Source organism: Paraburkholderia sp., assembly GCF_028283785.1.
GTDB lineage: Bacteria > Pseudomonadota > Gammaproteobacteria > Burkholderiales > Burkholderiaceae > Paraburkholderia.
Genome location: NZ_JAPWKB010000020.1, coordinates 25,763 through 51,422, shown reverse-complemented (window position 1 = coordinate 51,422; position 25,660 = coordinate 25,763). Strand labels below are relative to the sequence as shown.

At 64.9% G+C, this 25,660-nt stretch carries 30 protein-coding genes and 1 pseudogene; 12 read left to right on the top strand and 19 right to left on the bottom strand.

Going from position 1 to position 25,660, the window contains the following annotated elements; all coding sequences use genetic code 11:
- Positions 1 to 26: 26 nt before the first annotated feature.
- From PW947_RS29440 to sctC, 18 genes and pseudogenes are all read right to left on the bottom strand, one after another.
- The gene (locus PW947_RS29440; RefSeq protein ID WP_299636174.1) at positions 27 to 497 is read right to left on the bottom strand and encodes a hypothetical protein; all 471 of its coding nucleotides are present in this window, start codon (positions 495 to 497) and stop codon (positions 27 to 29) included.
- Positions 494 to 1,870 carry a FliI/YscN family ATPase gene (locus tag PW947_RS29435; protein WP_299636172.1) on the bottom strand — a complete coding sequence of 459 codons (1,377 nt, stop codon included), beginning with the start codon at positions 1,868 to 1,870 and terminating at the stop codon, positions 494 to 496. The genes PW947_RS29440 and PW947_RS29435 overlap by 4 nt, the downstream gene beginning before the upstream one ends.
- 10 nt (positions 1,871 to 1,880) lie before the next feature.
- Positions 1,881 to 2,930, bottom strand: coding sequence for an FHIPEP family type III secretion protein (locus PW947_RS29430; RefSeq protein WP_299636170.1), 1,050 nt, complete (start codon positions 2,928 to 2,930; stop codon positions 1,881 to 1,883).
- A gap of 91 nt (positions 2,931 to 3,021) precedes the next feature.
- Positions 3,022 to 3,960, bottom strand: a pseudogene (locus PW947_RS29425) (FHIPEP family type III secretion protein); the annotation flags it as partial.
- 1 nt (position 3,961) lies between these two features.
- Positions 3,962 to 4,702, bottom strand: a complete 741-nt coding sequence (locus tag PW947_RS29420; protein WP_299636169.1) for an EscU/YscU/HrcU family type III secretion system export apparatus switch protein — start codon at positions 4,700 to 4,702, stop codon at positions 3,962 to 3,964.
- A 7-nt stretch (positions 4,703 to 4,709) separates the two neighbouring features.
- Complete coding sequence (locus tag PW947_RS29415; RefSeq protein ID WP_299636168.1) at positions 4,710 to 5,432, bottom strand: flagellar biosynthetic protein FliR; 723 nt, start codon at positions 5,430 to 5,432, stop codon at positions 4,710 to 4,712.
- Positions 5,433 to 5,434: 2 nt separating this feature from the next.
- Entirely contained in the window at positions 5,435 to 5,701 is a 267-nt protein-coding gene (sctS, locus tag PW947_RS29410; protein WP_299636167.1) for a type III secretion system export apparatus subunit SctS, read from the bottom strand.
- Between the two features lie 5 nt (positions 5,702 to 5,706).
- Positions 5,707 to 6,390: an EscR/YscR/HrcR family type III secretion system export apparatus protein gene (locus PW947_RS29405; RefSeq protein ID WP_299636166.1), complete on the bottom strand. Its 684-nt coding sequence runs from the start codon at positions 6,388 to 6,390 to the stop codon at positions 5,707 to 5,709.
- Positions 6,387 to 7,358 (bottom strand): FliM/FliN family flagellar motor switch protein, encoded by a 972-nt coding sequence (locus PW947_RS29400; RefSeq protein ID WP_299636165.1) that lies wholly within the window; start codon positions 7,356 to 7,358, stop codon positions 6,387 to 6,389. Before PW947_RS29400 ends, PW947_RS29405 begins: the two co-directional genes overlap by 4 nt.
- A complete protein-coding gene (locus PW947_RS29395; RefSeq protein ID WP_299636163.1) occupies positions 7,355 to 8,107 on the bottom strand; it encodes a FliH/SctL family protein in 753 nt (250 codons plus the stop codon). Before PW947_RS29395 ends, PW947_RS29400 begins: the two co-directional genes overlap by 4 nt.
- Positions 8,101 to 8,679 (bottom strand): hypothetical protein, encoded by a 579-nt coding sequence (locus PW947_RS29390; RefSeq protein WP_299636161.1) that lies wholly within the window; start codon positions 8,677 to 8,679, stop codon positions 8,101 to 8,103. The genes PW947_RS29395 and PW947_RS29390 overlap by 7 nt, the downstream gene beginning before the upstream one ends.
- A complete protein-coding gene (sctJ, locus tag PW947_RS29385; protein ID WP_299636159.1) occupies positions 8,676 to 9,575 on the bottom strand; it encodes a type III secretion system inner membrane ring lipoprotein SctJ in 900 nt (299 codons plus the stop codon). Before sctJ ends, PW947_RS29390 begins: the two co-directional genes overlap by 4 nt.
- A complete protein-coding gene (locus PW947_RS29380) occupies positions 9,575 to 9,922 on the bottom strand; it encodes an acyl carrier protein (RefSeq protein ID WP_299636158.1) in 348 nt (115 codons plus the stop codon). Before PW947_RS29380 ends, sctJ begins: the two co-directional genes overlap by 1 nt.
- Position 9,923: 1 nt before the next feature.
- The gene (locus PW947_RS29375; RefSeq protein ID WP_299636156.1) at positions 9,924 to 10,499 is read right to left on the bottom strand and encodes a hypothetical protein; all 576 of its coding nucleotides are present in this window, start codon (positions 10,497 to 10,499) and stop codon (positions 9,924 to 9,926) included.
- 42 nt (positions 10,500 to 10,541) lie between these two features.
- Positions 10,542 to 10,865, bottom strand: a complete 324-nt coding sequence (locus tag PW947_RS29370; RefSeq protein ID WP_299636154.1) for a hypothetical protein — start codon at positions 10,863 to 10,865, stop codon at positions 10,542 to 10,544.
- A gap of 3 nt (positions 10,866 to 10,868) precedes the next feature.
- Positions 10,869 to 11,141: a hypothetical protein gene (locus PW947_RS29365; RefSeq protein WP_299636151.1), complete on the bottom strand. Its 273-nt coding sequence runs from the start codon at positions 11,139 to 11,141 to the stop codon at positions 10,869 to 10,871.
- Positions 11,119 to 12,222, bottom strand: a complete 1,104-nt coding sequence (locus PW947_RS29360) for an FHA domain-containing protein (protein WP_299636149.1) — start codon at positions 12,220 to 12,222, stop codon at positions 11,119 to 11,121. Before PW947_RS29360 ends, PW947_RS29365 begins: the two co-directional genes overlap by 23 nt.
- Positions 12,212 to 14,272 (bottom strand): type III secretion system outer membrane ring subunit SctC, encoded by a 2,061-nt coding sequence (sctC, locus tag PW947_RS29355; protein WP_299636147.1) that lies wholly within the window; start codon positions 14,270 to 14,272, stop codon positions 12,212 to 12,214. The genes PW947_RS29360 and sctC overlap by 11 nt, the downstream gene beginning before the upstream one ends.
- A gap of 424 nt (positions 14,273 to 14,696) precedes the next feature.
- On the opposite strand from sctC, the gene PW947_RS29350 reads away from it, so the two are divergent.
- The 12 genes from PW947_RS29350 (at position 14,697) to PW947_RS29295 (ending at position 24,286) form a co-directional block, all read left to right on the top strand.
- Complete coding sequence (locus PW947_RS29350; RefSeq protein WP_299636145.1) at positions 14,697 to 15,032, top strand: ribbon-helix-helix domain-containing protein; 336 nt, start codon at positions 14,697 to 14,699, stop codon at positions 15,030 to 15,032.
- Positions 15,033 to 15,111: 79 nt separating this feature from the next.
- The gene (locus PW947_RS29345; protein WP_299636143.1) at positions 15,112 to 15,468 is read left to right on the top strand and encodes a hypothetical protein; all 357 of its coding nucleotides are present in this window, start codon (positions 15,112 to 15,114) and stop codon (positions 15,466 to 15,468) included.
- Positions 15,469 to 15,621: 153 nt separating this feature from the next.
- On the top strand, positions 15,622 to 16,362 hold the full coding sequence (locus PW947_RS29340; RefSeq protein WP_299636142.1) for a hypothetical protein: 741 nt from the start codon (positions 15,622 to 15,624) through the stop codon (positions 16,360 to 16,362).
- Positions 16,363 to 16,452: 90 nt separating this feature from the next.
- Positions 16,453 to 17,367 (top strand): DMT family transporter, encoded by a 915-nt coding sequence (locus PW947_RS29335; protein WP_299636140.1) that lies wholly within the window; start codon positions 16,453 to 16,455, stop codon positions 17,365 to 17,367.
- A 211-nt stretch (positions 17,368 to 17,578) separates the two neighbouring features.
- Positions 17,579 to 18,181, top strand: coding sequence for a TIGR00645 family protein (locus tag PW947_RS29330; protein ID WP_299636138.1), 603 nt, complete (start codon positions 17,579 to 17,581; stop codon positions 18,179 to 18,181).
- A gap of 58 nt (positions 18,182 to 18,239) precedes the next feature.
- The gene (locus PW947_RS29325) at positions 18,240 to 19,763 is read left to right on the top strand and encodes a fumarate hydratase (protein WP_299636136.1); all 1,524 of its coding nucleotides are present in this window, start codon (positions 18,240 to 18,242) and stop codon (positions 19,761 to 19,763) included.
- Positions 19,764 to 19,966: 203 nt separating this feature from the next.
- Positions 19,967 to 20,446, top strand: coding sequence for a bacterioferritin (gene bfr / locus PW947_RS29320; RefSeq protein ID WP_299636135.1), 480 nt, complete (start codon positions 19,967 to 19,969; stop codon positions 20,444 to 20,446).
- A gap of 209 nt (positions 20,447 to 20,655) precedes the next feature.
- Positions 20,656 to 21,558 (top strand): glutamate racemase, encoded by a 903-nt coding sequence (gene murI, locus PW947_RS29315; protein WP_299636134.1) that lies wholly within the window; start codon positions 20,656 to 20,658, stop codon positions 21,556 to 21,558.
- Between the two features lie 257 nt (positions 21,559 to 21,815).
- A complete protein-coding gene (locus tag PW947_RS29310) occupies positions 21,816 to 22,052 on the top strand; it encodes a (2Fe-2S)-binding protein (protein WP_299636503.1) in 237 nt (78 codons plus the stop codon).
- Between the two features lie 251 nt (positions 22,053 to 22,303).
- On the top strand, positions 22,304 to 23,038 hold the full coding sequence (locus tag PW947_RS29305) for an energy transducer TonB (protein WP_299636132.1): 735 nt from the start codon (positions 22,304 to 22,306) through the stop codon (positions 23,036 to 23,038).
- A gap of 81 nt (positions 23,039 to 23,119) precedes the next feature.
- The gene (locus tag PW947_RS29300) at positions 23,120 to 23,851 is read left to right on the top strand and encodes a MotA/TolQ/ExbB proton channel family protein (protein ID WP_299636130.1); all 732 of its coding nucleotides are present in this window, start codon (positions 23,120 to 23,122) and stop codon (positions 23,849 to 23,851) included.
- A gap of 15 nt (positions 23,852 to 23,866) precedes the next feature.
- Positions 23,867 to 24,286, top strand: a complete 420-nt coding sequence (locus PW947_RS29295) for a biopolymer transporter ExbD (protein ID WP_299636129.1) — start codon at positions 23,867 to 23,869, stop codon at positions 24,284 to 24,286.
- Positions 24,287 to 24,650: 364 nt separating this feature from the next.
- On the opposite strand, the gene PW947_RS29290 is transcribed toward PW947_RS29295, so the two are convergent.
- Positions 24,651 to 25,637, bottom strand: coding sequence for a LysR family transcriptional regulator (locus PW947_RS29290; RefSeq protein ID WP_299636128.1), 987 nt, complete (start codon positions 25,635 to 25,637; stop codon positions 24,651 to 24,653).
- Between the last annotated feature and the right edge of the window lie 23 nt (positions 25,638 to 25,660).

The following is a 25,660-nucleotide window of genomic DNA, read 5'->3' as shown; positions in this document are numbered from 1 at the left end:
CCAACGCCTGCGCGGCATCCGGCGCGTCACCCCGGCCCGTCTTCGATCCCGTCACCCGACGCCCACGCGACCGCGATCCGCAACCGGCGTTTCGCCTCGTCATGCCGAACCCGCTCGATCCGCCATCGCGACAACGCGTCGCTGGCGGCATCGCGCGCCGCCGCATGCGCGTGTCGTGCGTCGTCGAGACTCTGATGCAAACTCGCCGCGCCGGCATCGTGCGCGCGCAGCGTCGCATACCATTGGGCGCCCGCACGCCGATCGCGGCGGCATTCGGCCAGCACCCGCAACCGTTGCTCCGCATGCCGTTGCAGCGCGTCGAACGACTCCGTCACCTGCACGGCCGCATGCCGCTCTCGCCGACGCGCCTCCGCCAGCGCACGCAGCTTGCGTCGAACCCGCACGCCGCGCACCCGCGCGAGCAACGCCCATAGATCGGCGTCTCGCGCCGCGCGCGTCGTTGGGCCCGTCGTTGTGCGTCGTCGTGGGTCACTCATCGGCCGTCGCGCCAATCTTCGGCATCGCTCGCGTCGTCGCTCAACACCGCCAGCATCGCGCGCGTTTCCTGCCACGTGCTGCACACGTCGTAAGGCTGACGCAAAAACCGCTGGATTGCCGGACGTCGGTCGATCGCCCGATCGGTCAGTGGATCGTGACCGCGCTCGTATTCGCCGATCTGCAGCAGCATCTCCACATCCTCGTAACGCGCGAGCCAGTCGCGGACCCGACTCGCATGCGCCTGTTGCGCGGCATCGGTGACGCGATTCATCAAGCGGCTGCGACTACGCAGGATATCGATGGCCGGATAGTGTCCCGACGCGCCCAGCGCCGACGACAACTGGATATGCCCGTCGAGCAGCGAGCGCGCCTCTTCCGCGACCGGATCCGACAGATCCGCTTCGTCGGCGAGGACCGTGTAAAACGCGGTGATGCTGCCCTGCGCGGTCACGCCCGCCCGCTCGATCAGACGCGGCAGACGCGCGAACACGCTCGGCGGAAAACCGCCTCGCAACGGCGGTTCGCCGACCGCCAGTCCCAGCTCGCGCAACGCGCGTGCATAGCGCGTCAACGAGTCGAACAGCAGCAGCACGTTGCGTCCGGTCGCACGCAAATCCGCCGCCACCTGCGACGCCAGTTCTGCGGCCTTGATCCGCTCCGCTGCCGGACGATCCGACGTCGCGACGATCACGACCGTCGAGCCGCGCCGATGGTCGAGGTGATCGTGAATAAACTCGGCGACTTCCCGGCCGCGCTCGCCGATCAGCGCGATCACGATGGCGTCGGTGCGCGCACCGTTCGCGATCATGCCCATGATGGTGCTTTTGCCGCCACCCGCCGACGCGAAAATGCCCGTGCGCTGACCGACGCCGCAGGTCAACAGTGCGTCGATCGCACGCACGCCCGTGACGAACGGCGTCGTAATCACCGGCCGTTCGAGCGGATTCAGCGAAGCGGCGTGGTCCGGCGTGTCGCGCGAAGCGACCGGCGTTTCGACCACGGTCTCCGCGCCAGACAACGCCGCGCCGCCGTCGAGCGGATTGCCGAGCCCGTCCACCACGCGTCCCAGCAAGCTCGCCGCATCGACGCGACTCCACGCCGAGCCGCAGCCCTGCACTTCGGTGATATCGGACAGCCCGGCCAGTCCGGCGAGCGGCATCACCAGCGCGCCGTCCTGCGCAAAGCCGACCACTTCGCCGTATTGCGCCTCCAGCGTGTCGGGGCGCACCAGCCGCACCTTCTCGCCGATCCGCAACGACACGCCGACCAGGCGCGCAATCACGCCGCGCGCTTCGACCACCCGGCCTCGCAACGATGGCACGGACGCCACCATGCACGGCAATTCCATCGCGCTGTTGTCAGAAGGATTCATCGTGCGCGCCTCACGCTGCACCGAGCGTCGCGATGGTCTGGACGCGATAGAGGTCGAGCGGAATCTCCTCGATCGCCAGCACCTCGACGTGTCGCCCAAAGTCGCGCAGCAAACGCGCCAGATGCGGACGCAGCACGGCGTTCGTGACGACCAGCGGGATTCCGTCGAGCTCGGTCGCGAAGACCTGCTGCACGTGCTCCAGTTCGTCGGCGGACAGCGTGCATTGCGGCTCGCCATCGACGCCACTCCTGATCTGCGCTTCGAGGCTCGCTTCCCAACTCGCCTCCAGCACGGCCGCGTCGATCGTCCACGTCGTGAGGTCGGCGTAGTTGCGCGCGATCTGACGGCCCAACTGGATCCGCGCGTCGCGGACCATCCGGTCCATGCTGCGTTCGGCGGCCGGCACGCGCACCACCGCTTCGAGAATCGCCCGCAGATTACGGACCGGAATGCGCTGTTGCAGCAATTGCCGCAGCACGCCCGCGAGCTGGACCGTGCTCGCGGCCTGTCCCGCCTGCGTGACCAGTTCGCGGAATTCGACCGCCAGTTGATCGAGCAGAAAGCGGGTCTCCTGCGTGCCGAGAAAATGCGCGGCCGATCGCTCGCAGACTTCGCCGAGGTGCTCGCACACCACTTCGTCGGCGGTGGCTTTGAGAATCGCCGGATCGTCGATCGACGCGGCGGTCGCCTCCGTCACCCACACCGATCTCGCCGCGAGCGGCCGGTACCCTTCGACGCCGTCGAACACGATGCGCGCCGCCTCGCCGCTGACCAGCGTATGCGCGGCGACCAGCGAACCGCTCGACCAGGGCACGTCCTCGATATCGACGATGTAGCGCTCGGGTGCAAGCCGCCCATCGCGCAGCAACGCGAGTCCGGGAAACGGCACACCCAGTTCGACCATCAACCGACGCCGCAACAGGGCCAACTGCCGGTTCAGCGCGTCGGGACGCAACGCATCGAACGCGCCCGCGCCGAGCCGGAGCCGCAGCGCCGCGCTGGTGCCGAGTTCGACATCGTCGAGTATGCGCGGCACGTAATGGCCGCCGTCGCGCGTCATGGCCCGGCATCAGCGCGCGCTGTGCGTGCGTCGCGAGCGCGGCCTTGCGCATTAACGTGAGCGCCAGCGCGAGCAGCACGCCGCCCGCGATCGCGAACTGGACGTGCGGAAAATCCGGGATCGCCGCCAGCGACAGACACGCGACGCCCGCCATCGCGATCGCCTTCGGATGCAGCGTCAGTTGCCGGTAGATATCGCCGCCGAGATGCGTGTCCGGACGATCGGCCGACGCGACGCGCGTGACCAGAATCCCCGCCGCCACCGACACGATCAGCGACGGAATCTGCGACACCAGCCCATCGCCGACGGTCAGGATCGTGTACGTGCGCAGCGCGTCGCCGAACGACATGTCGCGCTGCGCGATGCCGACCGCGAGCCCGCCGACGATATTCACCAGCGCGACGACGAGGCCCGCGATCGCATCGCCCTTGACGAACTTCATCGCACCGTCGAGCGAGCCGTAAAAGTAGGTTTCGCGTTCCAGCGACGCGCGCATCGCGCTAGCCTGCGCGGCGCTCAGCACGCCGCTGCGCAAGTCGGCGTCGATACTCATCTGACGGCCCGGAATACCGTCGAGCGTAAAGCGCGCCGCGACTTCGGCGACGCGGTCTGCTCCTTTCGCGACCACGATGAACTGGATCGCGGCCAGCACGACGAACACCACGAGGCCGACCGCGACATTGCCGCCCGCGACCATTTCGCCGAACGCGCCGATGATCTTGCCCGCGTGCGCGTGCAGCAGGATCATCCGCGTCGACGCAATCGCGAGCGCGAGCCGCAACAGCGTCGTGACCAGCAGCAGCGACGGAAAACTCGCGAACTCCGCGGCTTTCGACATATATAGCGTGGTGGTCAGCATCATCAGGCTGACGGCAAAACCCGCGCAGATAAACAGATCGAGCACGAACGGCGGCACCGGCACGATCAGCAGCGCCAGCACCGACAACAGCGCGACACCGACCGCGAGATCCGCATGACGCGCGAACAGCGACGACAGATCGTAACGGACGAGAATGGAACGGTTCGACATGTTATTGACCAAGCTCCCGATGAATCGCGCGTCGACGGCTTTTGATCTGCGGGTCGCCTTCGTCGTCGCGGAATTCGCGTTTGATTTCGCTTTTGTCCATGCGCATGTCGCGCATCCACAGAAAGCGCTGGATGAAATAGTCGGCGGCGCCGGGCACGATCTGCGACGCGGCCATCCACGCGAACAGATGCGAATGCGTGATCGCGATATAGCCGAGATGCGCCGGCACCGGCCACGCATAGACCGGCGCGAGTTGCCGCAACGCGGTTAGCAACGCCTGCACGAACAGCGCCAGCAGGATCGCGAACTGGAGCAAGGTCAGCGCACCGTCCCACAGCACGCGGATGCTGACAAGCTGCCTGAGTCCGTTAACTGGATTCAGGTGTTTGGGATCGGGCGCGACGCGCTTCCATGCGAGCATGCCGCGGGTCTGCATCGATTCCGGCACGAGCACGGCCAGCGCGCCGACGCCGAGCGCGACCAGCGACGGCAGCACCAGCACGTCGAGCATCGCGAGCGTGTGCGCGAGACGCTCGCGAAACGGCAGACGCGCATCGAGACTTGTGATCCGTTCGATCAGGCTCGCAAACAGCGCATACAGACGCGGCGCCTCGATCGACAGATACAGCCACCACGCGAGACCGCTGAACGCCGTGGTCAGATGCGCGCTCTTCGCGGTCTCGCCGTCGCGGCGCGCGCGGCGCAGGCGTTTGGCGGTGGGCGCTTCGGTCTTGTTGCTCATCGCGCGCTCATCGCAAATGCAGCGCGTGATCGAGCACGATGCGCAACTGCGCAAACAGCGCGGGCACGCTGAGCATCGCCGCGAACGAAAAAATCAGCGCCTTCACCGTGCGCGCGGTCGCGAACGGATTGAGCCGCTTCGCGTGCCGCGACATCAAACCGAACGCGATATCGACCAGCAGCGCGAGACCGAGCAACGGACTGGCGAGCCGCACGCCATCCGTCAAAACCTGTGCAAGCTCGCGCAACGCGAGCCGCTGGAACACGTCGTGGAAATCGACACGCCAGCGGCCCGGCGGCCACACCACCCACGCATCGATAAAAAAGCCGAACAGTAGCGGCAAGCCCGGACCCGTGAACATCGTCAACGCGGCGAACTGCAGGAACAGCGTTTCGAAAAGCGCCGCTTCCGACTGAAAATGCGGATCGTAAATGGCGCCGCTCGCGTAGCCGCCTTGCAGATCGAGCACCGCGCCCGCTGCGGCGGCTGCCTGAAACACGGTGCCGAGCGTGAGTCCGAGCACCACGCCGGTGACGGCTTCGACGCACATCGCCGCGAGCAGATGCGGCGGCCATCCGACCTGCTGCGGCAGCATCGCGATCGACAGCAGCACCGGCAGACGCAGCGCGATCCCCACCGAGCCGCTCTGACCGAACGGGATCAGGAACAGCGCCACGGCCGGTCTGATCGCGCAGAACGCCCAGCCTTCGAGATATGCGGTGTGTTCCATGATCAGTGCGAACGCCCCGCCGCGATATACGCGAACACGTGCCCGAGAAAGCGCGCCAGTTCGCGCCCCGCCCACGGCGCCGTCACGATCAGCACCGCGCCGACGCAAATGATCTTCGCGCCGTACGGCAGGCTCTGATCCTGAATCTGCGTGATCGACTGCAACAGCCCGAGCAACAGACCGACGAGGGTTGCGACCGCGAGCGCGGGCAGCGACAGCCAGAACACCAGCAGCAGCGCGTCGGCGGACAACGACGAAAGCGAAGGCATTGCGTTCATCCCGCATGCCCGACGTTTCCAACGTTTCCGGCATAGCCGACGATCAGGCCGTGCATCAGCTTCGACATCCCCGACACCGACACGAACAGAAAGAGCTTCAACGGTATCGACACCGTGCTCGGCGACAGCATCACCATGCCCATCGCGGTCAGCACGTTGGCGACTACCAGATCCACCACCAGAAACGCGATGTAAAGCAGAAAACCCGCTTCGAATCCGCTCGAAATTTCGCTGATCAGAAATGCTGGAACCAGCAGCGTCAGATCGGTCTCGCGCGCGTCGCGCGCCGGGTCGATCCGCTTCGCCGCGCCGACCAGAAACACACGCTCGTCGGCACGCGAATGCGCCAGCATGAATTCGCCGAGCGGACCGCGCACCGCCTGCAACAACTCGCCGGGACGTGGCAGCACCAGCGCGTCACCGTCGCCATCGCCGTCGCCCGGCGGCAACGCGGCTTCGATCTTCGCCAGCGTCGGCGACATCACGACCAGCGTTGCGGCGAGCGCCAGTCCGGAGATCGTCAGGTTGCCCGGCGCCTGTTGGACGCCGAGCGCCGAGCGCAGCAAATTCAGCACGATGCTGAACTTGGTGAACGAGGTGGTCATCACGACCGCGAGCGGCAACGCGCCGAGCATAAAGAACGCCGTGACGACCTGAAGCGGGTCGGGTTGGGACATCATGCCGCGACGTCCTCGTGCGTCATGCGCGTGATCCGCACGCCCATCGATCCTTCGACATCGATCAACTCGCCGCGCGCGAACGGAATCCCCTGGCACAACAGCGTGACGGTCCGCTCGCGCGCGGGCAGCCGGAACGCGACGATCGATCCCTGACGCAGATGCGCCAGTTCCTCGACCGAGAGCGACAGCGTGCCGAGCACTGCATCGAAGGCGAAGGTCAGCGCATCGATCGGCAGCAGTTCGCTCGTCACTTCGACGGGCGGCGTTTCATCGTTCATCAGTTGATCGATCAAGGTGTACTCCTCGGTAAATTTCAACAGGATCCGGCACGCGCCGATCCGCAGCGACACGCGCAGATGACACGAATGCCGGTCGAACAGCAGCGCATCGCCGACGGCGAGTCTGCGCAAACGCGGCAGCGACATCGACGGTCCGGTCACGCAGACCGGCAGTCGCACATACAGCCGCCGCCATACCGCGTCGCGTTGCGGCGACGCGGACGGATGCAGTCGCAACCAGGTATCGACGGCTGCGCTGCGAAACGAAAAATGCGCGGCGCGGCCGCTTCTCAGATGCGTGACCGCGATCCCGTAAGCACCGGGTTCAGGAACCGCGTCGAACGCAACGGCGGTCAGTTCGATCGTGAAACCGAACAGGCCTTCGATTGCGCAGAGCCAGTCGCTCAACGCGTCGGCGAGATGGATCGACGCGCTGTCGCCGCGCGCCGCGATCACGGCGGGCGTCAGTTCCGGCAGCAACGCGCCGGCATCGCAGACCGCGGTGAACGGCGCGCCGGCTGCCACGCCCAAAAGTTGCACCGGATAGCGGGCGCGGCACGGCTCGAACGCGAGCGAGAAAGCCCGCGCGCCGACCTGCACGTGTCGCGGCCGACCGACGTGCTGCAACGCGAGGTTGTGGCGTCGCGCGTCGTCGAAACTCAGGGTCTCCATGTCAGGCCAAAGCGTCATACGGCCTCCCGTGCGCGGGCAATCGGCATGGATGGCGTCGGCGGTTCCGCGACCCGCGATCCGCTCAATGCCGCAACGGCGTCGCGGACATCGTGTTCGAGCAAGGCGAGGCTTGCCCGTAGCGCGACCGGATCGTCGCCGCGCAATGCGTCGGCGACGCCGTCGCGGATACCGCACTCCAGCGCGCGCAACTGCACCGCGAGTCCGCCGTCGATCACGCCGCGCTCGGTTTCGATCACGCACGAATGGCGCGGCAGTCCGGCATCGGCGAGCACACTGCATAACGACATGCCGAGTTCCCGCTCGATCGTGGCGAGCAGTCGCACCGCGTCGTCGAATGCGGACGGCGCGACCCGCACCGACACCAGCCGCTGCGACTGCGACACTGCCAGCGCACGACGCAACTGCTGGGTCAACGCAGCCGACGGCGGCAACTGGCCGACTATGTCGGTGACGGCGCCGAGCACGATCTGCGTCAGCCGCGCTTCGACCGACCGCGCCGCCAGCGCCACCGACGCCGCGCCGCCGACGAACGCGCACAGCGCGGCGCGTTTGCCTGCCGCGTGTCCGCGCCGCCATGCGCGTCGCTTGAGTTCGCGCACCCGTCGGCCCAGCGTCTGCCGCGCGTCGGCGGCTTGCGCGGCGCGTTCGGCCTCGATCGCCCGCAAGCCATCGAGCGACGCAAGTTCGGTTGCGCTCAGCATGCCGTCCGACTCGATATGCCATGCGCCCAGCCGGCAGATCAGCATGGCAAGCTCCCCATCAGCCGCATCGCATCGGTCACCAGCGCGCGCGCCACCTGCACCGGCAATCCGTCGATGCGATACACCGCCGCCGCGTCCGACACCGCGCGCGGCAAACGCAGACGCCACCAGAACGCATGACCGTCGTGCGCGGCCGCCCGTATCGCTACCGCGAGGCCGAACGCGGTCATCCCGAACCGGCTATCCAGCGACACCCCCGGCGCGATGCACAGATCGGCGTCGGCGGCACGCGGATGCCGTTGAATCGCCGCGAGCAGATGCGGCGCGACGCCCGCCGCGAATGCCGCGCGCGAATCGGCCGTCACCACCCGGCGCATCGCGTTGGCAAAGCCGAGCGCCGCCACCACGCGGCACAAGCGCGCGCACGCAGGCCGGGGCCAGCCCGGCAGCATCGGCGGCACATCGGCGGTGGAACTTAGCCGGGTCAATTGCGGATAGCGGCCGAACAGACTCGCGTGCGCCGCGCGGGCCGCGCGCTCGTCACGCAGCGGACGGCCGTCGTCGAGCCAACTGTGATGCGCCCAGTCGCCGGGCGCGCAAAAACGGGGGGACGTCATGCGTCGTCTCCAGTGCGGTACGCGGACGCGGACGCATCCGCAGCGGTGGGTGAAGCGGCCGGATCGGCTGCGTCCGGCCCGGTTTTGCCGGCCTCGCGCGACGGCTCGCGACGGCGGGTTTTGCGTTCGAACCACGCACGCGTCTCCGAGCGCCACAACCACGTAAAGCTGGACACGAGCAGCACCATCAGCGTGAGCACGACCAGCGTTCCGGTGACGCGCGACGGTCCTTGCGGACGGTCGGACCGGCATGCGGTGGCGACCACGCCGCCTGCGGCGCTATCGACATCGGCGGCACGCGCGCAGGCATCGGGAAACGACAGCACCGGCGTCACCGCGAGCAGCGTCAGCGAGACCCGCTCCGGCGTCAGCCCTTCGACGCTGCCGGCCACCAGCGCGCGAATCCGGTCGCGCATCGGTTCGAGGTTGTAGTCGCTGCGATAGCGCATCATCACGGACGCCGACGGCAGCGTGTTCTGCGCCGGGTCCATCGGATCTTTTTCGGGCAGCACGAGATGCACGCGCGCGAGCAGCACACCGTCGATCTTTTCGAGCGTCTCGGACAGTTCCTGCGACAGCCCGTACACGTAACGCACCCGATCTTCTTCGGGACTGGAAATCAGTCCCTGGCGGCTGAACAGTTCGCCGAGATTCGCGTGACCGCCGCGTGGCAACGCATACGCACTGGCGAGTTCGGTGGCGACCACCGCGTCGCCGTCGTCGACGGAGATATTCCATGTGCGATCGGGGTTGCGCTCCTTGTAGCCGCTGATGCCGTGATGACTCAGCGCCGCGACGATGCGGTTGGCCTGGTCCTCGTCCAGGCCTTCGAACAGCGAGGTTCTGCAACCGGCGAGGAGCAGCACGGACGGCAGCAGGATCAGGGCGCGGCGCATCAGTTTCGCTGCGACAGCGTCTGGATCGCGCGGCCGACCTCGTCGGCGATGCGCACCGTCATCTGCACCTGCACGGCGAACGTGCCCATCTCGCCTTGCAGACGCAACATATCGACGGTGGACATGCGGCCGGTGCCGATCTGCCCGAAGCGCGTATTCAGCGTTTGCGCCGACGTGTCCTGCAGGGTCTGCGCATGCGTCAGCAGACGCTCGACCAGCGAAGGCGTCGGGCCTGCTTCGTCCGCGAGAAGCGCGGTGGACGGCGCGGCGGACGGTGAGGCGAAAGCGGTCGCCGGGAGCGCGGCGCCGGTAGGTGCCGGAATCGGTGTCATCGGAAGTTGCAACATATCAATGGCCGCCTCGAAGGGTCAGTCGTTTCAGGGTGGAAAAGGCAACCGCCGCGCGGACGACGTTTGCCGCGTTCGCCGCGTTGGTTGCATTTGCCGCGTTCACGGCGGCGCGGTACGGCGCGCATTCGGGCAGATCGAGAAACGCCGCCGCCATCGGCGCCGCGCCCGGCTCGTCGCTGTCGACGGCCGTCGCCAGCAGGCGCGCGCCGCGCGCGTAGTGCCCGTCGAAGACCAGGCAGACGCCGAGCCACGCGCGCGCCAGCGCGCTGTCCGGCGCAACCTCGACCGCATGGCCGAAGCGCTGCGCCGCAGCCCGATAGTTCGCGCGATCGAGTTCGACGAGTCCCAGTCCGAGATACGGAAAAGCGCGCTGCGGATACAGCAGCGCGAGCCGCTCGAACAGGTAACGCGCCTCGTCGAAGCGCCGGAAGACGCGCGCGGTGTGGCCGATCGAAATCAGCAGTTCCAGGGTGTCGTCGTGCATCGGCATGGTTTCCGAAGACGCCGCGCGGACGTCTTCGTCCTCGTTGAATGCGTCAAGGCCTGACAGCGCCGACGCGTTGAAGGGAGTCAAGGGTCGCGGCTCGCGGCCCTCTGGCGCTCGCCGGCGGCAGCGTCAGCGCGACGCGCGTGCAGTCTCCTTCTGCGCGTCGGTCATGCCCTGCACGCACGCGGTCGCCGTGCTCTGCGTGACGTTGACCGAGCCCATCGCCTGCTGGACCTTGATCATTTCGACGTTCTTCTGCTTGTCGGGCGCGGCTTCGGCAGCTGCCAGCTTTCGCTCGAAGTCGCGGTTTTGCGCCGCGAGGATCTTCGCGAGGACTTCGCTGACCTTCTGCGACGACATCCCGCCCGATTCCCCAGTCACCGAACTGTTGGCGGTGGTGCCGCCCAACTCGGTTGCCGTGTTCGGCGACATCGTCGTGTTGACGGTGGTCATGGTTCACTCCTTACTGTTTTGATTGCGCGCGTGTGTGAAGCCGACGCTTCGTTGCACCACCAGCCGAGCCGCGCGCAAACACTCGACCAGCAGGATCAGTTCTCTTTTCGACGCGGGCGATGCCGTCGCGAGCGCGTCGTTCGCACAGCCGATTTCAGCGGCGAGGCGCGCGAGCAGCGCGTCGCGTCCGGCGCTGCCGGGACCGGCGAGTTGCGCTTCGAGCGGCAGATCGGCGCACGCGCCGAGCGTGCTTTTATGGGCAGGTTCGCGGCGCATCGGCGGCATCCAGAAAGAATTCGTAGATCGATCCGTCGTCGCGCACGACATCCGCCGCGCAGCGCGACAGCCGCGCGATCCGCCCGACCGGCAGGCGTGCGCCGGTGAAATAGCGGACGCCCTGCGCATCGGTCAGCCACGTCGCGTGACGGCTCGCGAGCAGGTTCAGACCCAGTGCATCGAGCGGCACGCGCACGCGTTCGCCGTCTTGCGCGTGACCGGGAAAATCGAGGCGGCGCAAGCCGTCGATCTCGGCGCGCGCGAGACGTGTCACCCGTGCGTAATCCCACGATTCCGCCGACACGAACCCGCTCGCGTCCGGCAGGTGCGCGATGAATACGCCCGGCTCGCCGTCGCGTAACGCGACGCCGCGGTAATAGCGCGCGAGGAATTCGCCGACCTGGTCGTGCAGTTGCGTCAGCACGATCACGCGCATCACCGGCGCGCGATGGCGGCTCCATGCGCTCGCCGTCAGCGCGGACAGATCGGCGCCTGACTGCACATAACCGTCGTAGACGATCGCGCCGGACTTCACGTCGGGATGCGTCGCGACGAAACGGAACCGGTCGTCGCGCGGCGCGGCGGACGGCGCGGGATGCGACCACATCGACGCGATGCACGCAATCAGCCCGCAGACGAGCGGCGCCGCGAGTACGACCGCTTTCGACACGCGCGGTGCATCGCGCCAGCGCCGCGTCAGATAAGCGAGCGGTGCGTGGCGCAGCAGATACGCGCGCCCGGCATCGCGGGCGAGCGCCGCGCTCGACGCGGCAAACGGATCGCCGCCACGGAACTGGAAGGTCACGGCGCCCAGCGAAAACGTCGCGCCGCGTGCGAGCAACGTGCGCCGCTGCGGCGTCACGCGCTGGCCGAACACGGTGACGTTCGGGTGATGCGCGAGCAGTGCGAGCGCGTCGCGTTGCAACTCGACGGTGACGTGCAGCGCTTCGACACCGTCGTCGATCACCATCAGGTCGGCGTCGCTGCCGCTGCCGATGCGTAGCGGCTTGCCCGCGACTAGCGGCACGCTTGCGCCGGTGTGTACGCCGTCGATGACGACGATCGATGCGTCATCGGTCATAGCGGCGCTCCCACGGCATGCTGTGAACCGGCAACAGCGCATCGCGTATCGCCGGTCGCGGTGCGGGTGTTGTTGCGTCTGGTGATGGTGATGGTGATGGTGATGGTGATGGTGCTGGCGTTGATGCCCCCACCGGTGCAGCCATCGCCGGCAACGTCACGGGCATCGGCGATGCAAGGGTCACGGCGGGTCGCACCAACGCATGCAGCGATGCGTCGATTTCGGTCGCGGTTCCATCGTCTGCCGCACGGAACTGCGCCGCGTCGTCCGGAATCCGCTTGATGCGCGGCGTAATCACGATCAGCCGTTCGAGGCGCTCGCGTCGGGTTTCGGTATCGCGGAACAGCGCGCCGAGGTACGGCACGTCGCCCAGCACCGGCACCTTCGACGTGCTGCTCTCGCTGCGTTCGTACTGATAGCCGCCGATCAGCAGACTGTCGCCGTCGCGCACGATCGCCTGCGTGACGACCGAATGCCGGTCCACCTTCGGAATGCCGTCGACGACCATCGCCGAGCTGAACGCGCCGTCTTCGATCTGGATGTTGAGCCGGATATTGCGGCGCGGATCGCCACCCGATTCGACGCCCGGCGTCACCTTCAGCGTCAGCCCCGTATCGATGTTGAACAGGTCCACGGCTTCGTTGCCCGCGACGCGCACATACACCGAACTGCGCGACGTCAGCGCCGCCTCCATGTTGTTCAGCGTCAACACCTGCGGCCGCGACAGCACCCGCGCCTGACCCGCCGCCTCCAGCGCCTGGATCTGCGCGAACAGATAGCGCGCCGAATTGCCGACGAGTGTGGCGAGGTTCAGGCCGGCCATCGCGCTGGCGGGCATCAGCAGATCCGGCGCACCGAAACCCGACGGCGCCGCGGCCGCGCCCGACGCCACATTGATGCGTCCGTCCGCGCCGCCCCACCGCACGCCGAGCGTGCGCGATGCATTCGACGCCACGTCGATCACCACGGCGTCGATTTCGACCAGTTCCTGCGGCTGATCGAGCATCGCGATTGCGCGCTCGTAGTTCGGCATCATCGACACGAGATCGCTGATGACCACCGAATTGGTCCGCTGATCGGCGACGATGTTGCGGCGTGCCTGGGTCGCGGCGGGTTGCGCGGTCGCGGCTGCGCTGTCGGGGTCGCTTTCCGTGCTGCTATCCGCGTCGTTGCCGGGCAGCGGCACGGGCGCACCGCCCAGACCGAGACCGAGCAAACCCGGCAGCGGTGGCGGCCCGCCGCGTGCCGCGCGGGCGTCGGCACGAACGTCGGCACGGGTGTCGGCGCGTGAGCGCAGCGCGAGCGGCGCGGCGGACTTCCACGTATCCGACATCAAGCGGCGCAGCAGCGACGCGACGCCGGGCATCGTCTGCTCCTGCGCGCCGACCGTGTAGTGAATGTCCTGCGCCTGCGCATAGCGCAACGGAAACACGCGGATCGCGGTCTCGTCGTACGACGGCTCGACGGTGGCTTGCCGCTGTGCCTTGTCGATCGCTTCCGCGACCGCATCGACGAATTTCGACGGCCCCGCGACCCTGACCGTGGTTGCCGAATACCGGACCGGCAAGCGTGCGTCGTCGAGATCGAGGTTGCGCAGCAAGACCGCGACCGCTTCGCGGGTCATCGGCGCGAACGGAATCACGCGGCTGCGGACATCGGACGCGGTGCCGATGTGCATCACCTTGCCGTCGAAATACCAGACGAGCCCGTACGCCTCCACCAGTTGCGTGAAGACATTCCCCGGCGTGTCGTCGAACCGGCCGTTGACCGCGCCCTTCACACCGCGACCGATATCGACGCTCATGCCTTCGACGGCCAGCACATCGCGCAATACATCGGACAGCGGCGCACCGTGCACCGCGTAGTGAACCGGCGCGCCCTGCCACACCGGCGTCGCGGCATCGGCGACGGAGATCAGCCCCGCCATCGATGCGACGCCGAACGCCATCGCGAGATGCCGCGCCGCAGCCTGCGCCGGACACGCCGTCAGGCGCGGCAGGCCGCTGTTGTTCATCCGGTCGATTGGGTCGTTGCGCCGCTTCCTGAGCATTAAAAGTTTCCGCCTCGTTCATTGACTGCATGGAGGAGAAATTTAATTCCATCGAAAAATGCAAGGTGATACAGATTTAATACAGCGATAAATATCCTGGCAGAATTTGCACTGCCGGCATTCGTGTATCGAAATACATAAAAACATCAACAAATCGGGTTTTTAAAATGACCGGTCGCATCTTCCGCTTATCTATAAATAAGGAAAAACACAGGGTTTTGTGCGTCATACAACTGTACGACCCATCTGTTTTTATGCAGATCAGGATTGATCAATCGACAAATCGATTTAAACCCACCATGACAAACGACTCGCTCCATTCACGCCGGCGCTTCAGATATGTCCCGACGCCGCGTCACGCCGCTTCAGGCGTTCAGGTCGTGCTCGCCGCTGCGCGGCGCAACGCCCGGCGGCTCGGGCTCCAATGAGGACCACACAGTACTGCAACTTTTCTCCGCGACTCACGCGTCCCAAATTGCGTTCTATCCGGGTTAATGGATTTGCAACATGTTTGCGACTCGAGGAGATTTATTGGCGAATCATTGAGGAAATAGCCCGCCAGGAATCGCTGACAGTTGGGAAGCTGATTTCAAAGTGGTCTCTTGAAATTGATATGACGCAGGAAACCATCTGCAACTTCACGTCATTGATCAGGATCATCTGCGTGACTCAGGTTCTGGAACAGAAATACCGGATCGATATGACGACCATCGACCCGGAGCCACTCCCCAATAATCACTTCGCCGATCAGGGAGGATAAGCAGCCCACATTATTCATTTTTCAACTTGCGTTCCCGAGAAACTGTAAAGATTAATTCCCGATTAAACAGGATCCGACAATGACAGATGCAATCGACGGTATGGGCAGCGGCGCGTCATTCGACATGAGCACGTCCGCCAACACGCAGACCGACGCGGGCGCGGGCGCCAGCGCGTCGCCGCAGATTCACAGTCCCGACGCCGGCGCGGCGGGTGGTGGCGAACACGCTGCCGGCGGCGCGGGCGGTCAGGGCAAGAAAGGCGGCGGCATGGAAGCGATGAGCCAGATCATGGACGTGGTGAAGTCGATCGTGTCCGCTGTCTCGTCGGTGGTCGCGCCGGTGCTCGACATGGTCACCGGCCTGTTGGGCGGCGCGGGTGGCGCCGCCTCCGGCGCGCCCAGCGCGGCCAGCAGCAGCGGCAGTTCCAGCAGCTGAACCGCGTGACGGCGCGATAAGACCGGCCGGCCGCGCAACGGCCGGTGCGGGTCCAGGGCGGCGCGGCCGCCCTGCTCCAAGGCCCGCTGTTTCTCGTCGATCTTGTTCGACGCTTTCCGCGACCTTTTCTTCGACTTATTCCTCGACCAGGCAATGACTCTTTCTCGCGGGCCGAGCCCGATCGATCGCCAGCGCGTCGACGCACTCGCACGACATTCGAACGCAATGCTGTCCCATCCGGTCGCCGGTTTTATCGACGGCAGCTACCGGCATATCAACCCCGCCCTGCGCGGCGACGCACTCGTGGACGTGGACATCGAGGCGCAGCATTTCATCGCCGCGCTGGCGTCGATGAACGACTACGTCGGCACGTCCTACCGCGTGTCGCAGATCGCGCACCAGGGTCTCGCCACGCTGTTGCTCGTGCCTGCGCAACCCGACGGAACCACGCCGGTGTTTATCGACGCCGCGCCGCAAGCCGCGTTCGTGCTGCCCGGTCACGCCGCTGCGTGGGCGCAGCGTGCGCCGGGCGTGATGCCTGTCGTCGGGATGTGCCGGCTGTTCTCGATCTTCGATGAATCGGTGCCGCAAAAGAATCTGTCGACGCCGCGACATCCGGATCTGGTGGTCGTGGTGCCCGACACGCCGTTGCGTCTGAAAGCGTTGCGGATCGTGCCCGCGCGCGAGCGGAACCCGTCCGCAGCGCGCGACGGGCGGCACGACCCGCACGACCCGGATGAGCCGCCGCGCATCCGGTGCGGCGACCGGCGACCGTACATCGTCGCGCACTTCGGCGCGGCGGCGGACACGCATCCGCACGCACCGCGCTACGTTCTGTTCAGCGGCGCGCGGCAGCAAGCGCCGGTGGCGTGCGAGCCAGCCCCGGCAAGCTGACGGATGCGATTCGCCGACGCGTCCGGTAAACTGCGCGACGGCATGCGCAACCGTGCGCATGCCGCCTGCACTTATCCGGATCGACCTGTTTTGAATCGCTATTCCCTGTTACTTATCGCGTCGATGCTGCTGGTCGGCAGCAACGTCGGTATCGGCAAATCGATCGTCGCGTTTATCCCCGTCACACTGTTCGCGTTGTTGCGCTTCGTCATCGCGATGGCGGTGCTGTGGCCTGTGCTACGGCCGGCCAAGCTGCGCCGGGTTCGATCCGGCGAATGGGTCAATCTGTTTCTGCAGGCGCTGTTCGGCACCTTCGGATTTACGCTGCTGATGCTCAACGGCGTGCATCGCACGAGCGCGGTCGCGGCCGGTGTGATCACCAGTACGATCCCGGCCGTGGTCGCGCTGTTCTCGTGGGTGTTCCTGCGTGAGCGTCCGGACAATCGCGCGTGGGCGTCGATCGGTCTCGCGATCGTCGGCATTCTGGTGATCAACCTCGCCCACGTGCAGCAAGGCGACGGCGGCGCGAGCCAGGCGGAATCCGCGAGTTCGTTGGCGGGCAACCTGATGGTGCTCGGCGCGGTGTGCTGCGAATCGCTGTACATCATCCTGTCGCGTCGTCTGACGCAAACCCTCGCCCCGATCGACATCTGCGCGTACACGCACCTGTTCGGCCTGTTGCTGATGCTGCCGGTCGGCGTGAGCGCGCTGCGCACGTTCGACTACGCCAGCGTGCCGTCGGGCATCTGGATGCTGGTGCTGTGGTACGGACTGTCGGCGAGCGTGTTCTCGTTCTGGTTGTGGATGAAGGGCATCCGTCACGTGCCCGGCAGTCTTGCCGGCGTGTTCAGCGCGGTGCTGCCGGTGGCCGCCGCGATCTACGGCATCGCGTTTCTCGGCGAACGTCCGACGCTCGCGCACGGCATCGCGCTCGCGTGCGTCGTCGCGGGGATCGGGCTCGCGAGCATGAAAGGCAAACGCGTGCCGCCGGTTGCCGCGCCTTGAACCGGCAGTGAGCGTCGCGCGCCAGCACACCTGCCACTGTCACGACGCGCCGCCATCCTGCCCCCTGTAGTCGCGTGCCCGGCCCGCGGCATCCCGTCGCAGGCACGCTGTACAATAGCGCGCCTGGCGCGTGGGCAAACGGCTTCGTCTGACCGTTCGCCGGCTGTCGCGCCTTCCGGTTTTTAGCGTTTTCATCACCACACATCCGACTATGTCCGCTCCGCGCCCCACTTCCGGCCACGGCCGTCGCCCGTTGCGTCCGCTGCCGGCGATCATCTTTATGAGCCGCTGGCTGCAGGTGCCGCTGTATCTGGGTCTGATCGTCGCGCAAGCCGTCTACGTCGTGCTGTTCCTGAAGGAAGTCTGGCATCTGGTGAGCGCGTCGATGACGCTCGACGAAACCAGCATCATGCTGGTCGTGCTCGGTCTGATCGACGTGGTGATGATCTCGAACCTGCTGATCATGGTGATCATCGGCGGCTACGAGACGTTTGTGTCGCGGCTCGGCGTCGAAGGTCATCCGGACGAACCGGAATGGCTCGACCACGTGAACGCGGGCGTGCTGAAGGTCAAGCTGTCGATGGCGCTGATCAGCATCTCGTCGATTCATCTGTTGAAAACGTTCATCAGCCCGGACCAGAACACGACGCACGCGATCATGTGGCAGGTGATCATTCACTGCACGTTCCTGCTGTCCGCCGTCGTGATGGCGGTGGTCGATCGTCTGACCACGCATACGCATCCCAAGCATTTTCAGGAACCGGCGCACGGCGCGGGTTCCAACGGTTTTACCTCCCCGAAGGCGCACGACTGACCGCGCAGCCCTTGCGATCAGGACAACACGCGCCCGTAGTCTCCCCACTGAGCTAGCCATGACCGTCATCAAACAGGAAGATCTGATCCAGAGCATTGCTGATTCGTTGCAGTACATCAGCTATTACCATCCGCTCGACTACATCCAGGCCTTGGGCCGCGCGTACGAGCTCGAACAGAGCCCGGCCGCGAAGGACGCGATCGCGCAGATCCTGACCAACAGCCGCATGTGCGCCGAAGGCAAGCGCCCGATCTGCCAGGACACGGGCATCGTCACGGTGTTCGTGAAGGTCGGCATGGACGTGCGCTGGGACGGCGCGACGATGGGCGTCACCGACATGATCAACGAAGGCGTGCGCCGCGGTTACATGAACCCGGACAACGTGTTGCGCGCGTCGATCGTGAGCCCGCCAGAAGGCGCGCGCAAGAACACGAAGGACAACACGCCGGCCGTGATCCACTACGAGATCGTGCCGGGCAATACCGTGGACGTACAGGTCGCGGCCAAGGGCGGCGGCTCGGAAAACAAGTCGAAGTTCGCGATGCTGAATCCGTCGGATTCGATCGTCGACTGGATCCTGAAGACCGTGCCGACGATGGGCGCCGGCTGGTGCCCGCCCGGCATGCTCGGGATCGGCATCGGCGGCACGGCTGAAAAGGCGATGGTCATGGCGAAGGAATCGCTGATGGACCCGATCGACATTCAGGACGTGATCGCGCGCGGCCCGCAGGACTGGATCGAAGAACTGCGCGTCGAACTGCACGAGAAGGTCAACGCGCTCGGTATCGGCGCGCAAGGTCTCGGCGGCCTCGCCACCGTGCTCGACGTCAAGATCATGGCGGCACCGACGCACGCGGCATCGAAGCCGATCGCGATCATCCCGAACTGCGCGGCGACCCGTCACGCGCACTTCACGCTCGACGGTTCGGGCGTGGCGAAACTCGAAGCGCCGTCGCTCGACGCATGGCCGAAGGTCCAGTGGGAACCGGACACCGAGAAGAGCCAGCGCGTGAATCTCGACACGCTGACGCCGGAACAGGTCGCGGCATGGACGCCGGGTCAGACGCTGCTGCTGTCCGGCAAGATGCTGACGGGCCGCGACGCCGCGCACAAGCGCATCGCCGATATGCTGGCGAAGGGCGAGACGCTGCCGGTCGACTTCACGAATCGCGTGATCTATTACGTCGGCCCGGTCGATCCGGTGCGTGACGAGGCAGTCGGTCCGGCCGGCCCGACCACCGCCACGCGGATGGACAAGTTCACCGACCTGATGCTGTCGCAAACCGGTCTGATCTCGATGATCGGCAAAGCCGAGCGCGGCCCGGTCGCGATCGAGGCCATCAAGAAGCACAAGGCGGCGTATCTGATGGCCGTCGGCGGCGCGGCGTATCTGGTGTCGAAAGCGATCCGCAGCGCGAAGGTGCTCGCGTTCGAAGACCTCGGCATGGAAGCGATCTACGAGTTCGACGTGCAGGACATGCCGGTGACGGTCGCGGTGGACTCGACGGGTACGTCGGTTCATCAAACCGGACCGAAGGAATGGCAAGGGAAGATCGGAAAGATTCCCGTCGCGACGGTTTGATTTCACTGATCGACGGTTGACAACGCATCGAAAAACAGAAAGCCGGGGCATTAAACCCCGGCTTTTTACATGTGAAATGAGAACGTTACTCAACACGCCAAAAACCCTATGAAATCAAGCTAAAAACTGGTTTTTGACCTTGGCTTTTTCAACGCTGGCGTTTATTGTTCTGGGAAATTCAAAAGCCCCTACAAGGAAACCCTATGCAAGGCGATAAAAAAGTCATCGAATTCCTGAACGCTCAGTTGAAGAATGAACTGACCGCGATCAATCAGTACTTCCTGCACGCACGGATGTACCGTCACTGGGGTCTGGAAAAGCTCGGCAAGCACGAGTACGACGAGTCGATCGGTGAAATGAAGCACGCCGACTGGCTGATCGAACGTATTTTCATGCTCGACGGTCTGCCGAATCTGCAAGACCTGCACAAGCTGCTGATCGGTGAGGAAACCAAAGAGATTCTCGAGTGCGATCTGAAACTCGAATACATCTCGCAAGGCACCTGCAAAGAAGCAATCGCATATTGCGAATCGGTTCGTGATTTCATCTCGCGCGAAATCTTCACGAAAATTCTCGACGACACCGAAGAACATATCGACTGGCTGGAAACGCAGATCGATCTGATCGACAAGATCGGCATCCAGAACTATCAGCAAACGGCAATGGGCGAAATCGGCGCCTGAGATCGCGCCGGTTAATCGGCTCGATTCACGCTGTTCAAGCTGCTTAAGCTGTATCCATGCCGGAATCTCCATCCGGCATCGCAACACATCAGCACCTGTTTTACGCGATTCGTGCCGTGCGTCCAGAGTCGACGCGCGGCACCGGACATTCGCGCTTCACCCTGCTATGCTCTCCCCGTCTTAACTGACCGCCGCTGTCGCCCCGCGTGATGTCCACCAATCCGTCGCTCCCGCTTTCCGCTCCTGCTGCATCATCGCCTTCCACGCTCAATCGCGCGCCGATCGGTATTTTCGATTCGGGCCTCGGCGGGTTGTCGGTGCTGCGCGCGGTTCATGCGCATTTGCCGGACGAGGCGATTCTCTACGCGGCGGATTCGCGTTATGCGCCCTACGGCGAACGCGACGACGATTTCATCGGCGATCGCACGCTCGCCATCTGCGAATGGCTGGCCGCACAAGGTGCGAAAGCGCTGGTCGTCGCCTGCAACACGGCAACGGCGCAATCCATTGCGCTGGTTCGCGAGCGTCTGTCCATTCCGTTGATCGGCGTCGAGCCGGGCATCAAACCCGCCGCGCTCCGGTCGACATCGCGCGTGGCCGGCGTGCTCGCCACTCAAGTGACATTGCGCAGCGCCCGCTTCCAGGATCTGTTGAACCGTTACGCAGCCGATTGCCGGTTTCTGTGTCAGCCCGGCCACGGGCTCGTGCAGGCCATCGAACGCTGCGATGTCGGATCGGACGCGTTGCGCGCGTTGCTGGTCGGCTATCTGCAACCGATGCTCGACGCGGGCGCCGACACACTGGTGCTCGGCTGCACGCACTACCCGTTTCTCGACGCGACGATCCGCGACATCGTCGGTGACCGGCTGGCGTTGATCGACACGAGCGTTGCGATCGCACGGCAGCTCGAACGCGTGCTCGAACAGCGCAACCTGCGCGCGGCGCCCGGCAGCGCGCCTGGTCTGCCCCGCTTTTTCTCGACCAGCGACGGCGCGCATCTGCATCAACTCGCCGCCACGCTGCTCCATCTCGACGCACCGGTCCAGCACGTGTCGATTCCGTCGCGCCGCACGTCGGCGTCGGATTCGCAGCCGGACTCGCTGCCTGCCTGAGCGCATCCGTCGAGCTTTCGACCTGATTTCATCCATATTTCAGGCCAGTAACCGCTCGATTTCGACACGCTTTCGGCCCCTTTTTCACCCGTTTCGAACCGTAGCAGCACGTTGATTCAGGTCATTCTGACCGCATCGCCGGCCAGGAGACCCTGCTAACCGGCTGGTTTTGTTACAAAAATCCCCGTTAGGCGCTTGCCAAACGATCCAAACAAAATGATAATAATTCGCATTAACGTTAGCTATCGATGCCAACCATGATCGTATGCGTGTGCAAGTCAGTATCAGATCGGAAGATCCGTGCGTCTATCGCAGAAGGCGTCGATTCTTTTGATGAACTGCAATTCGAATTAGGTGTCGCAATGTGCTGCGGCAAGTGCGAAGCCACCGTGCGCGACGTCATGGCGCAAAGCGGGGTCTGCGCAAGCCGGTGCGGCGTCGAGCATCACGCGCAGCCGGTACCGCTGACGTTCTACGAGCGCAAAGCCGCCTGATTTCCGCTGAAGGGTTTACCGCGGTTCACGCCGCGTGAAGCGAGACCCCGCTTTCTGCGGGGTTTCCCGTTTAGTCCACTGCCGTCAGCAAGCCAGTACGCGTACAAGCCAGCTACCGCTCACCCTTGTAGGAGTTCGAGATGGAATTGCTGATCGGTTTCGTGACCACCTTGTGTATTTCGCTGCTGATCTTCCGAAAATGACGCCGTATCGTTTGACATGCCGTTTTGACGGCGCGCGGCCCCGCTAGCATGCAGGCTTCGCAATCAGTTACGGCCGGCGGCCCGCCGGCGCCCTCCCGTTCGTCGAATTCCCGTGTGGTGGTGGCAACCGTCGCAGTCGCGGCGCTGCACGTGGCGTTGCTCGCGGTCCTTCTGACACTTCGTCACGAGCCAGCGCAGCCCGTCGCACTCGAATCGCGTGCGATTACCGCTCAATTGCTGCCGCCGACGCCGGTGGCCGCGCCTGTCGCGTTGCAATCCACTGCAACGCCGCCGCCCAAACCGACGCCGCCCGTGCAGAAGCCCAAGGTGCAGCCCAAGCCGCACATAAAGCCGACGCCGACGCCCTTACCGCAAGCCGCAGCCCCGTCGCCGAACGAAATCTCGTCGCCCGAGCCTACGCCGCCAGCGCCGCCCGCACCCCCGGTGCCGGCCGCTCCGGCCGCGCCCGCGGCACCGGCTCGCCCTACAATGGACATCAGCGCGCCGAAAAACGTGTCGCACCTCGATTGCAAGATCGTGGAACCGGAATATCCGGCAATCTCGAATCGTCGCGGTGAAGCGGGCACGGCTTACGTTCACTTCGTGGTGGGTTTGACGGGCAAGATCGAGTCGATCGACCTCAAGAAGAGCAGCGGCTACAGCCGTCTCGACGACGCCGCGATGGATGCGCTACGCGCCAGCACGTGCAAGCCGTACCTGGAAAACGGCCAGCCGATCCGCGCGCAATTCACGCAGCCTTACGAGTTTAGTCCGCGAAACTGAGTGGATCACAGGGGTTGATCCATCGGCTCGTTTCGCCGGTTTCCGAATATTTATCGACCAGATTTCAAGAAAGGAATGGCAATGCAGAACTACGGTATCGCGCACGTGTGGGCGCAAGGGGATTTCGTTACGCGAGGTATCGCGCTGGCGCTGTTGATCATGTCCGTGCTGTCGTGGAGCGTGATCGTCGTCAAGGGCTATAACGTGATGCGCCTGAACCGTCTCACGAAGAACGCCGAACAGGCGTTCTGGCATTCGGACGACCTCGCCGACGGCATCCAGAAGCTCGGCAGCAATACGTCGTCGCCGCAGGACAACCCGTTCCTCGCGCTGGCGCTGTCGGGTCAGGAAGCCGCCGATCACCACCACCAGACGCAACCGCATCTGCATGACCGGATGGACGTGTCCGACTGGGTCACGCGTTGCCTGAAAGACACGATGGACGAAAGCGTGTCGCGCATGCAAAGCGGCCTGGCCGTGCTCGCGTCGATCGGTTCCACGGCACCGTTCGTCGGTCTGTTCGGCACGGTGTGGGGCATCTATCACGCGCTGCTGTCGATCGGCGCCGCCGGTCAAAGCTCGATCGACGCCGTCGCAGGCCCGGTCGGCGAAGCGCTGATCATGACCGCGTTCGGCCTGTTCGTCGCGATTCCGGCCGTGCTCGGCTACAACGCGCTGACCCGTGCGAACAAAGCGATCGTCAGCAAGCTGAGCCGCTTCGCACATGGTCTGCACGCCTTCTTCGTGACGGGCGCGCGCCTGTCGTCGAGCAAGCGTGGCGACGGCCTGCGGATCGCCGCACGCAATCAATAATCAGCGAGGCAATCGATGGCAATGAGCCCTTTCGCCGGCGACGATGACGACGGCCTGATGAACGAGATCAACATGACGCCGCTGGTCGACGTCATGCTGGTTCTGCTGATTGTGTTCATGGTGACGATCCCGGTGATCCGTCACGCGGTCAAGATCGATTTGCCGCATGCAAGCAGCCAGAAGGAAGACACGAAGCCTGCCCAGGTCAACGTGTCGATCGATGCGAACGGCGCTGTGTCGTGGGACGACCAGAAGGTCACCGACGACCAGTTGCAGGCGAAGATCGCACAAGCCGCGCAGCAGAATCCGCAACCGGAACTGCACCTGAACGCGGATCGCAAGGTGGCGTATGAGAAGGTCGCCGAAGTGATGTCGGAAGCGCAGTCGGGCGGCTTGACGAAGATCGGTTTCGTCACCCAGCCGAAGAGCAAATAAGCGGCAAATCAGCGCTGAAAAGCCCTTGTTTCAAGGGCTAAAAGTAAAAGGCCTTCATCGTCGGATGAAGGCCTTTTTTTGTGCGCACTCGGCGCCTTCGGGCGGCGTGGTCACTTGCCATCGGAATGATCGCTCGTGTCACTGCATGCGACAGCCGTGCTCGACACGGACAGCGCTGTCAGCCCTATCAGGCTCGCTATGATAGCGGCCATGAGTTTTCGCATAAGAGACTCCTTAGCGAAGGGATTTCAATATAGCCCCGGCACGCGCTGCATTCAAGGAAACGGCCATTGAAAGTACTCATGACAGCCCACGCTTAAATGCCAAAAACGATGCGCACGGGACTTGCAGGCTGCCGCTGAACTTACGCGCGCAACGCCTCTGCCAGCTCGATCCGGCGCGCTTCGTCCTGCGCCGGACACTCGCCCATGATGTGCTTGCCGGTCTCCGGATCGAGCATCTCGACCAGATAATCGACGAACGCGCGCACCGCCGGCACCATGCCCTGCCGCGACACGAACACCGCGTACAACTGCGGCGACGGCAAGGTCCAGCCCGGCATCACCGGCGACAGTTGCCCTGCCCGCAACGCCGCGCCGTACATCATCTCCGGCAGCGCCGCGATCCCCACACCGGCCAGCACCGCTTCACGCACCGTCATCAGATCGGCGGTGACGAGGCGCGGCTCGTGTTCGTGCGCGTGACGCGTGCCATCGGGCGCGATCAGGTTGAAGACGTGACGGCCATCGCCCGTCGGCGTGTCGAGTGTTTCGAAGCGCGTGAGATCGTCGGGTTCCAGCGGCGGCGCATTCTGCTGCAACAGGCTCGGCGCGCCGACCAGCATCTGCTGCGTGCGCCATAACGGCCGCGCGACGATATTCGCGTTCTGCGGCGGGTCCGAGCGCACCCGCAACGCGACATCGATCGAATCCTCGAACAGATCGACCACCCGGTTCGTCACGCGCATCACCACGCGCACTTCCGGATAACGATGCATGAACTCGGGCAGGATTTGCGACAGCAAGGTTTGCGAGATCGTCACCGGCACGCTGACACGCACCGTGCCGCGCGGCGACGAGCGCAGTTGCTGCACGACGTTGACGGCCGCCTGCGCCTCGGTGAGCATCGCCTGACAATGCTGGTAGAACAGTTGACCGGCTTCGGTCAGCGCGAGCTTGCGGGTCGAACGTTGCAAAAGACGCACGCCCAACGATGCTTCCAGCTCCGTCAAACGCCGCGACAGACGCGATTTAGAGATGCCGAGCACCCGCTCGGCCGCCGAAAATCCGCCGTGCTCGACGACCTGCGAGAAGTACATCAGGTCGTTTAGATTGTGGGAATCGATCTTCATCCGTTGTTCCATTCTTAGAACAA

What these genes read in the sequence shown, in the direction of transcription:
- PW947_RS29440 (WP_299636174.1), bottom strand. Translation starts at nt 497, where the DNA reads ATGAGTGACCCACGACGACGCACAACGACGGGCCCAACGACGCGCGCG.
- PW947_RS29435 (WP_299636172.1), bottom strand. Translation starts at nt 1,870, where the DNA reads ATGAATCCTTCTGACAACAGCGCGATGGAATTGCCGTGCATGGTGGCG.
- PW947_RS29430 (WP_299636170.1), bottom strand. Translation starts at nt 2,930, where the DNA reads ATGACGCGCGACGGCGGCCATTACGTGCCGCGCATACTCGACGATGTC.
- PW947_RS29420 (WP_299636169.1), bottom strand. Translation starts at nt 4,702, where the DNA reads ATGAGCAACAAGACCGAAGCGCCCACCGCCAAACGCCTGCGCCGCGCG.
- PW947_RS29415 (WP_299636168.1), bottom strand. Translation starts at nt 5,432, where the DNA reads ATGGAACACACCGCATATCTCGAAGGCTGGGCGTTCTGCGCGATCAGA.
- sctS (WP_299636167.1), bottom strand. Translation starts at nt 5,701, where the DNA reads ATGCCTTCGCTTTCGTCGTTGTCCGCCGACGCGCTGCTGCTGGTGTTC.
- PW947_RS29405 (WP_299636166.1), bottom strand. Translation starts at nt 6,390, where the DNA reads ATGATGTCCCAACCCGACCCGCTTCAGGTCGTCACGGCGTTCTTTATG.
- PW947_RS29400 (WP_299636165.1), bottom strand. Translation starts at nt 7,358, where the DNA reads ATGACGCTTTGGCCTGACATGGAGACCCTGAGTTTCGACGACGCGCGA.
- PW947_RS29395 (WP_299636163.1), bottom strand. Translation starts at nt 8,107, where the DNA reads ATGCTGATCTGCCGGCTGGGCGCATGGCATATCGAGTCGGACGGCATG.
- PW947_RS29390 (WP_299636161.1), bottom strand. Translation starts at nt 8,679, where the DNA reads ATGACGTCCCCCCGTTTTTGCGCGCCCGGCGACTGGGCGCATCACAGT.
- sctJ (WP_299636159.1), bottom strand. Translation starts at nt 9,575, where the DNA reads ATGCGCCGCGCCCTGATCCTGCTGCCGTCCGTGCTGCTCCTCGCCGGT.
- PW947_RS29380 (WP_299636158.1), bottom strand. Translation starts at nt 9,922, where the DNA reads ATGTTGCAACTTCCGATGACACCGATTCCGGCACCTACCGGCGCCGCG.
- PW947_RS29370 (WP_299636154.1), bottom strand. Translation starts at nt 10,865, where the DNA reads ATGACCACCGTCAACACGACGATGTCGCCGAACACGGCAACCGAGTTG.
- PW947_RS29365 (WP_299636151.1), bottom strand. Translation starts at nt 11,141, where the DNA reads ATGCGCCGCGAACCTGCCCATAAAAGCACGCTCGGCGCGTGCGCCGAT.
- PW947_RS29360 (WP_299636149.1), bottom strand. Translation starts at nt 12,222, where the DNA reads ATGACCGATGACGCATCGATCGTCGTCATCGACGGCGTACACACCGGC.
- sctC (WP_299636147.1), bottom strand. Translation starts at nt 14,272, where the DNA reads ATGCTCAGGAAGCGGCGCAACGACCCAATCGACCGGATGAACAACAGC.
- PW947_RS29350 (WP_299636145.1), top strand. Translation starts at nt 14,697, where the DNA reads ATGAGGACCACACAGTACTGCAACTTTTCTCCGCGACTCACGCGTCCC.
- PW947_RS29345 (WP_299636143.1), top strand. Translation starts at nt 15,112, where the DNA reads ATGACAGATGCAATCGACGGTATGGGCAGCGGCGCGTCATTCGACATG.
- PW947_RS29340 (WP_299636142.1), top strand. Translation starts at nt 15,622, where the DNA reads ATGACTCTTTCTCGCGGGCCGAGCCCGATCGATCGCCAGCGCGTCGAC.
- PW947_RS29330 (WP_299636138.1), top strand. Translation starts at nt 17,579, where the DNA reads ATGTCCGCTCCGCGCCCCACTTCCGGCCACGGCCGTCGCCCGTTGCGT.
- PW947_RS29325 (WP_299636136.1), top strand. Translation starts at nt 18,240, where the DNA reads ATGACCGTCATCAAACAGGAAGATCTGATCCAGAGCATTGCTGATTCG.
- bfr (WP_299636135.1), top strand. Translation starts at nt 19,967, where the DNA reads ATGCAAGGCGATAAAAAAGTCATCGAATTCCTGAACGCTCAGTTGAAG.
- murI (WP_299636134.1), top strand. Translation starts at nt 20,656, where the DNA reads ATGTCCACCAATCCGTCGCTCCCGCTTTCCGCTCCTGCTGCATCATCG.
- PW947_RS29310 (WP_299636503.1), top strand. Translation starts at nt 21,816, where the DNA reads ATGATCGTATGCGTGTGCAAGTCAGTATCAGATCGGAAGATCCGTGCG.
- PW947_RS29305 (WP_299636132.1), top strand. Translation starts at nt 22,304, where the DNA reads ATGCAGGCTTCGCAATCAGTTACGGCCGGCGGCCCGCCGGCGCCCTCC.
- PW947_RS29300 (WP_299636130.1), top strand. Translation starts at nt 23,120, where the DNA reads ATGCAGAACTACGGTATCGCGCACGTGTGGGCGCAAGGGGATTTCGTT.
- PW947_RS29295 (WP_299636129.1), top strand. Translation starts at nt 23,867, where the DNA reads ATGGCAATGAGCCCTTTCGCCGGCGACGATGACGACGGCCTGATGAAC.
- PW947_RS29290 (WP_299636128.1), bottom strand. Translation starts at nt 25,637, where the DNA reads ATGAAGATCGATTCCCACAATCTAAACGACCTGATGTACTTCTCGCAG.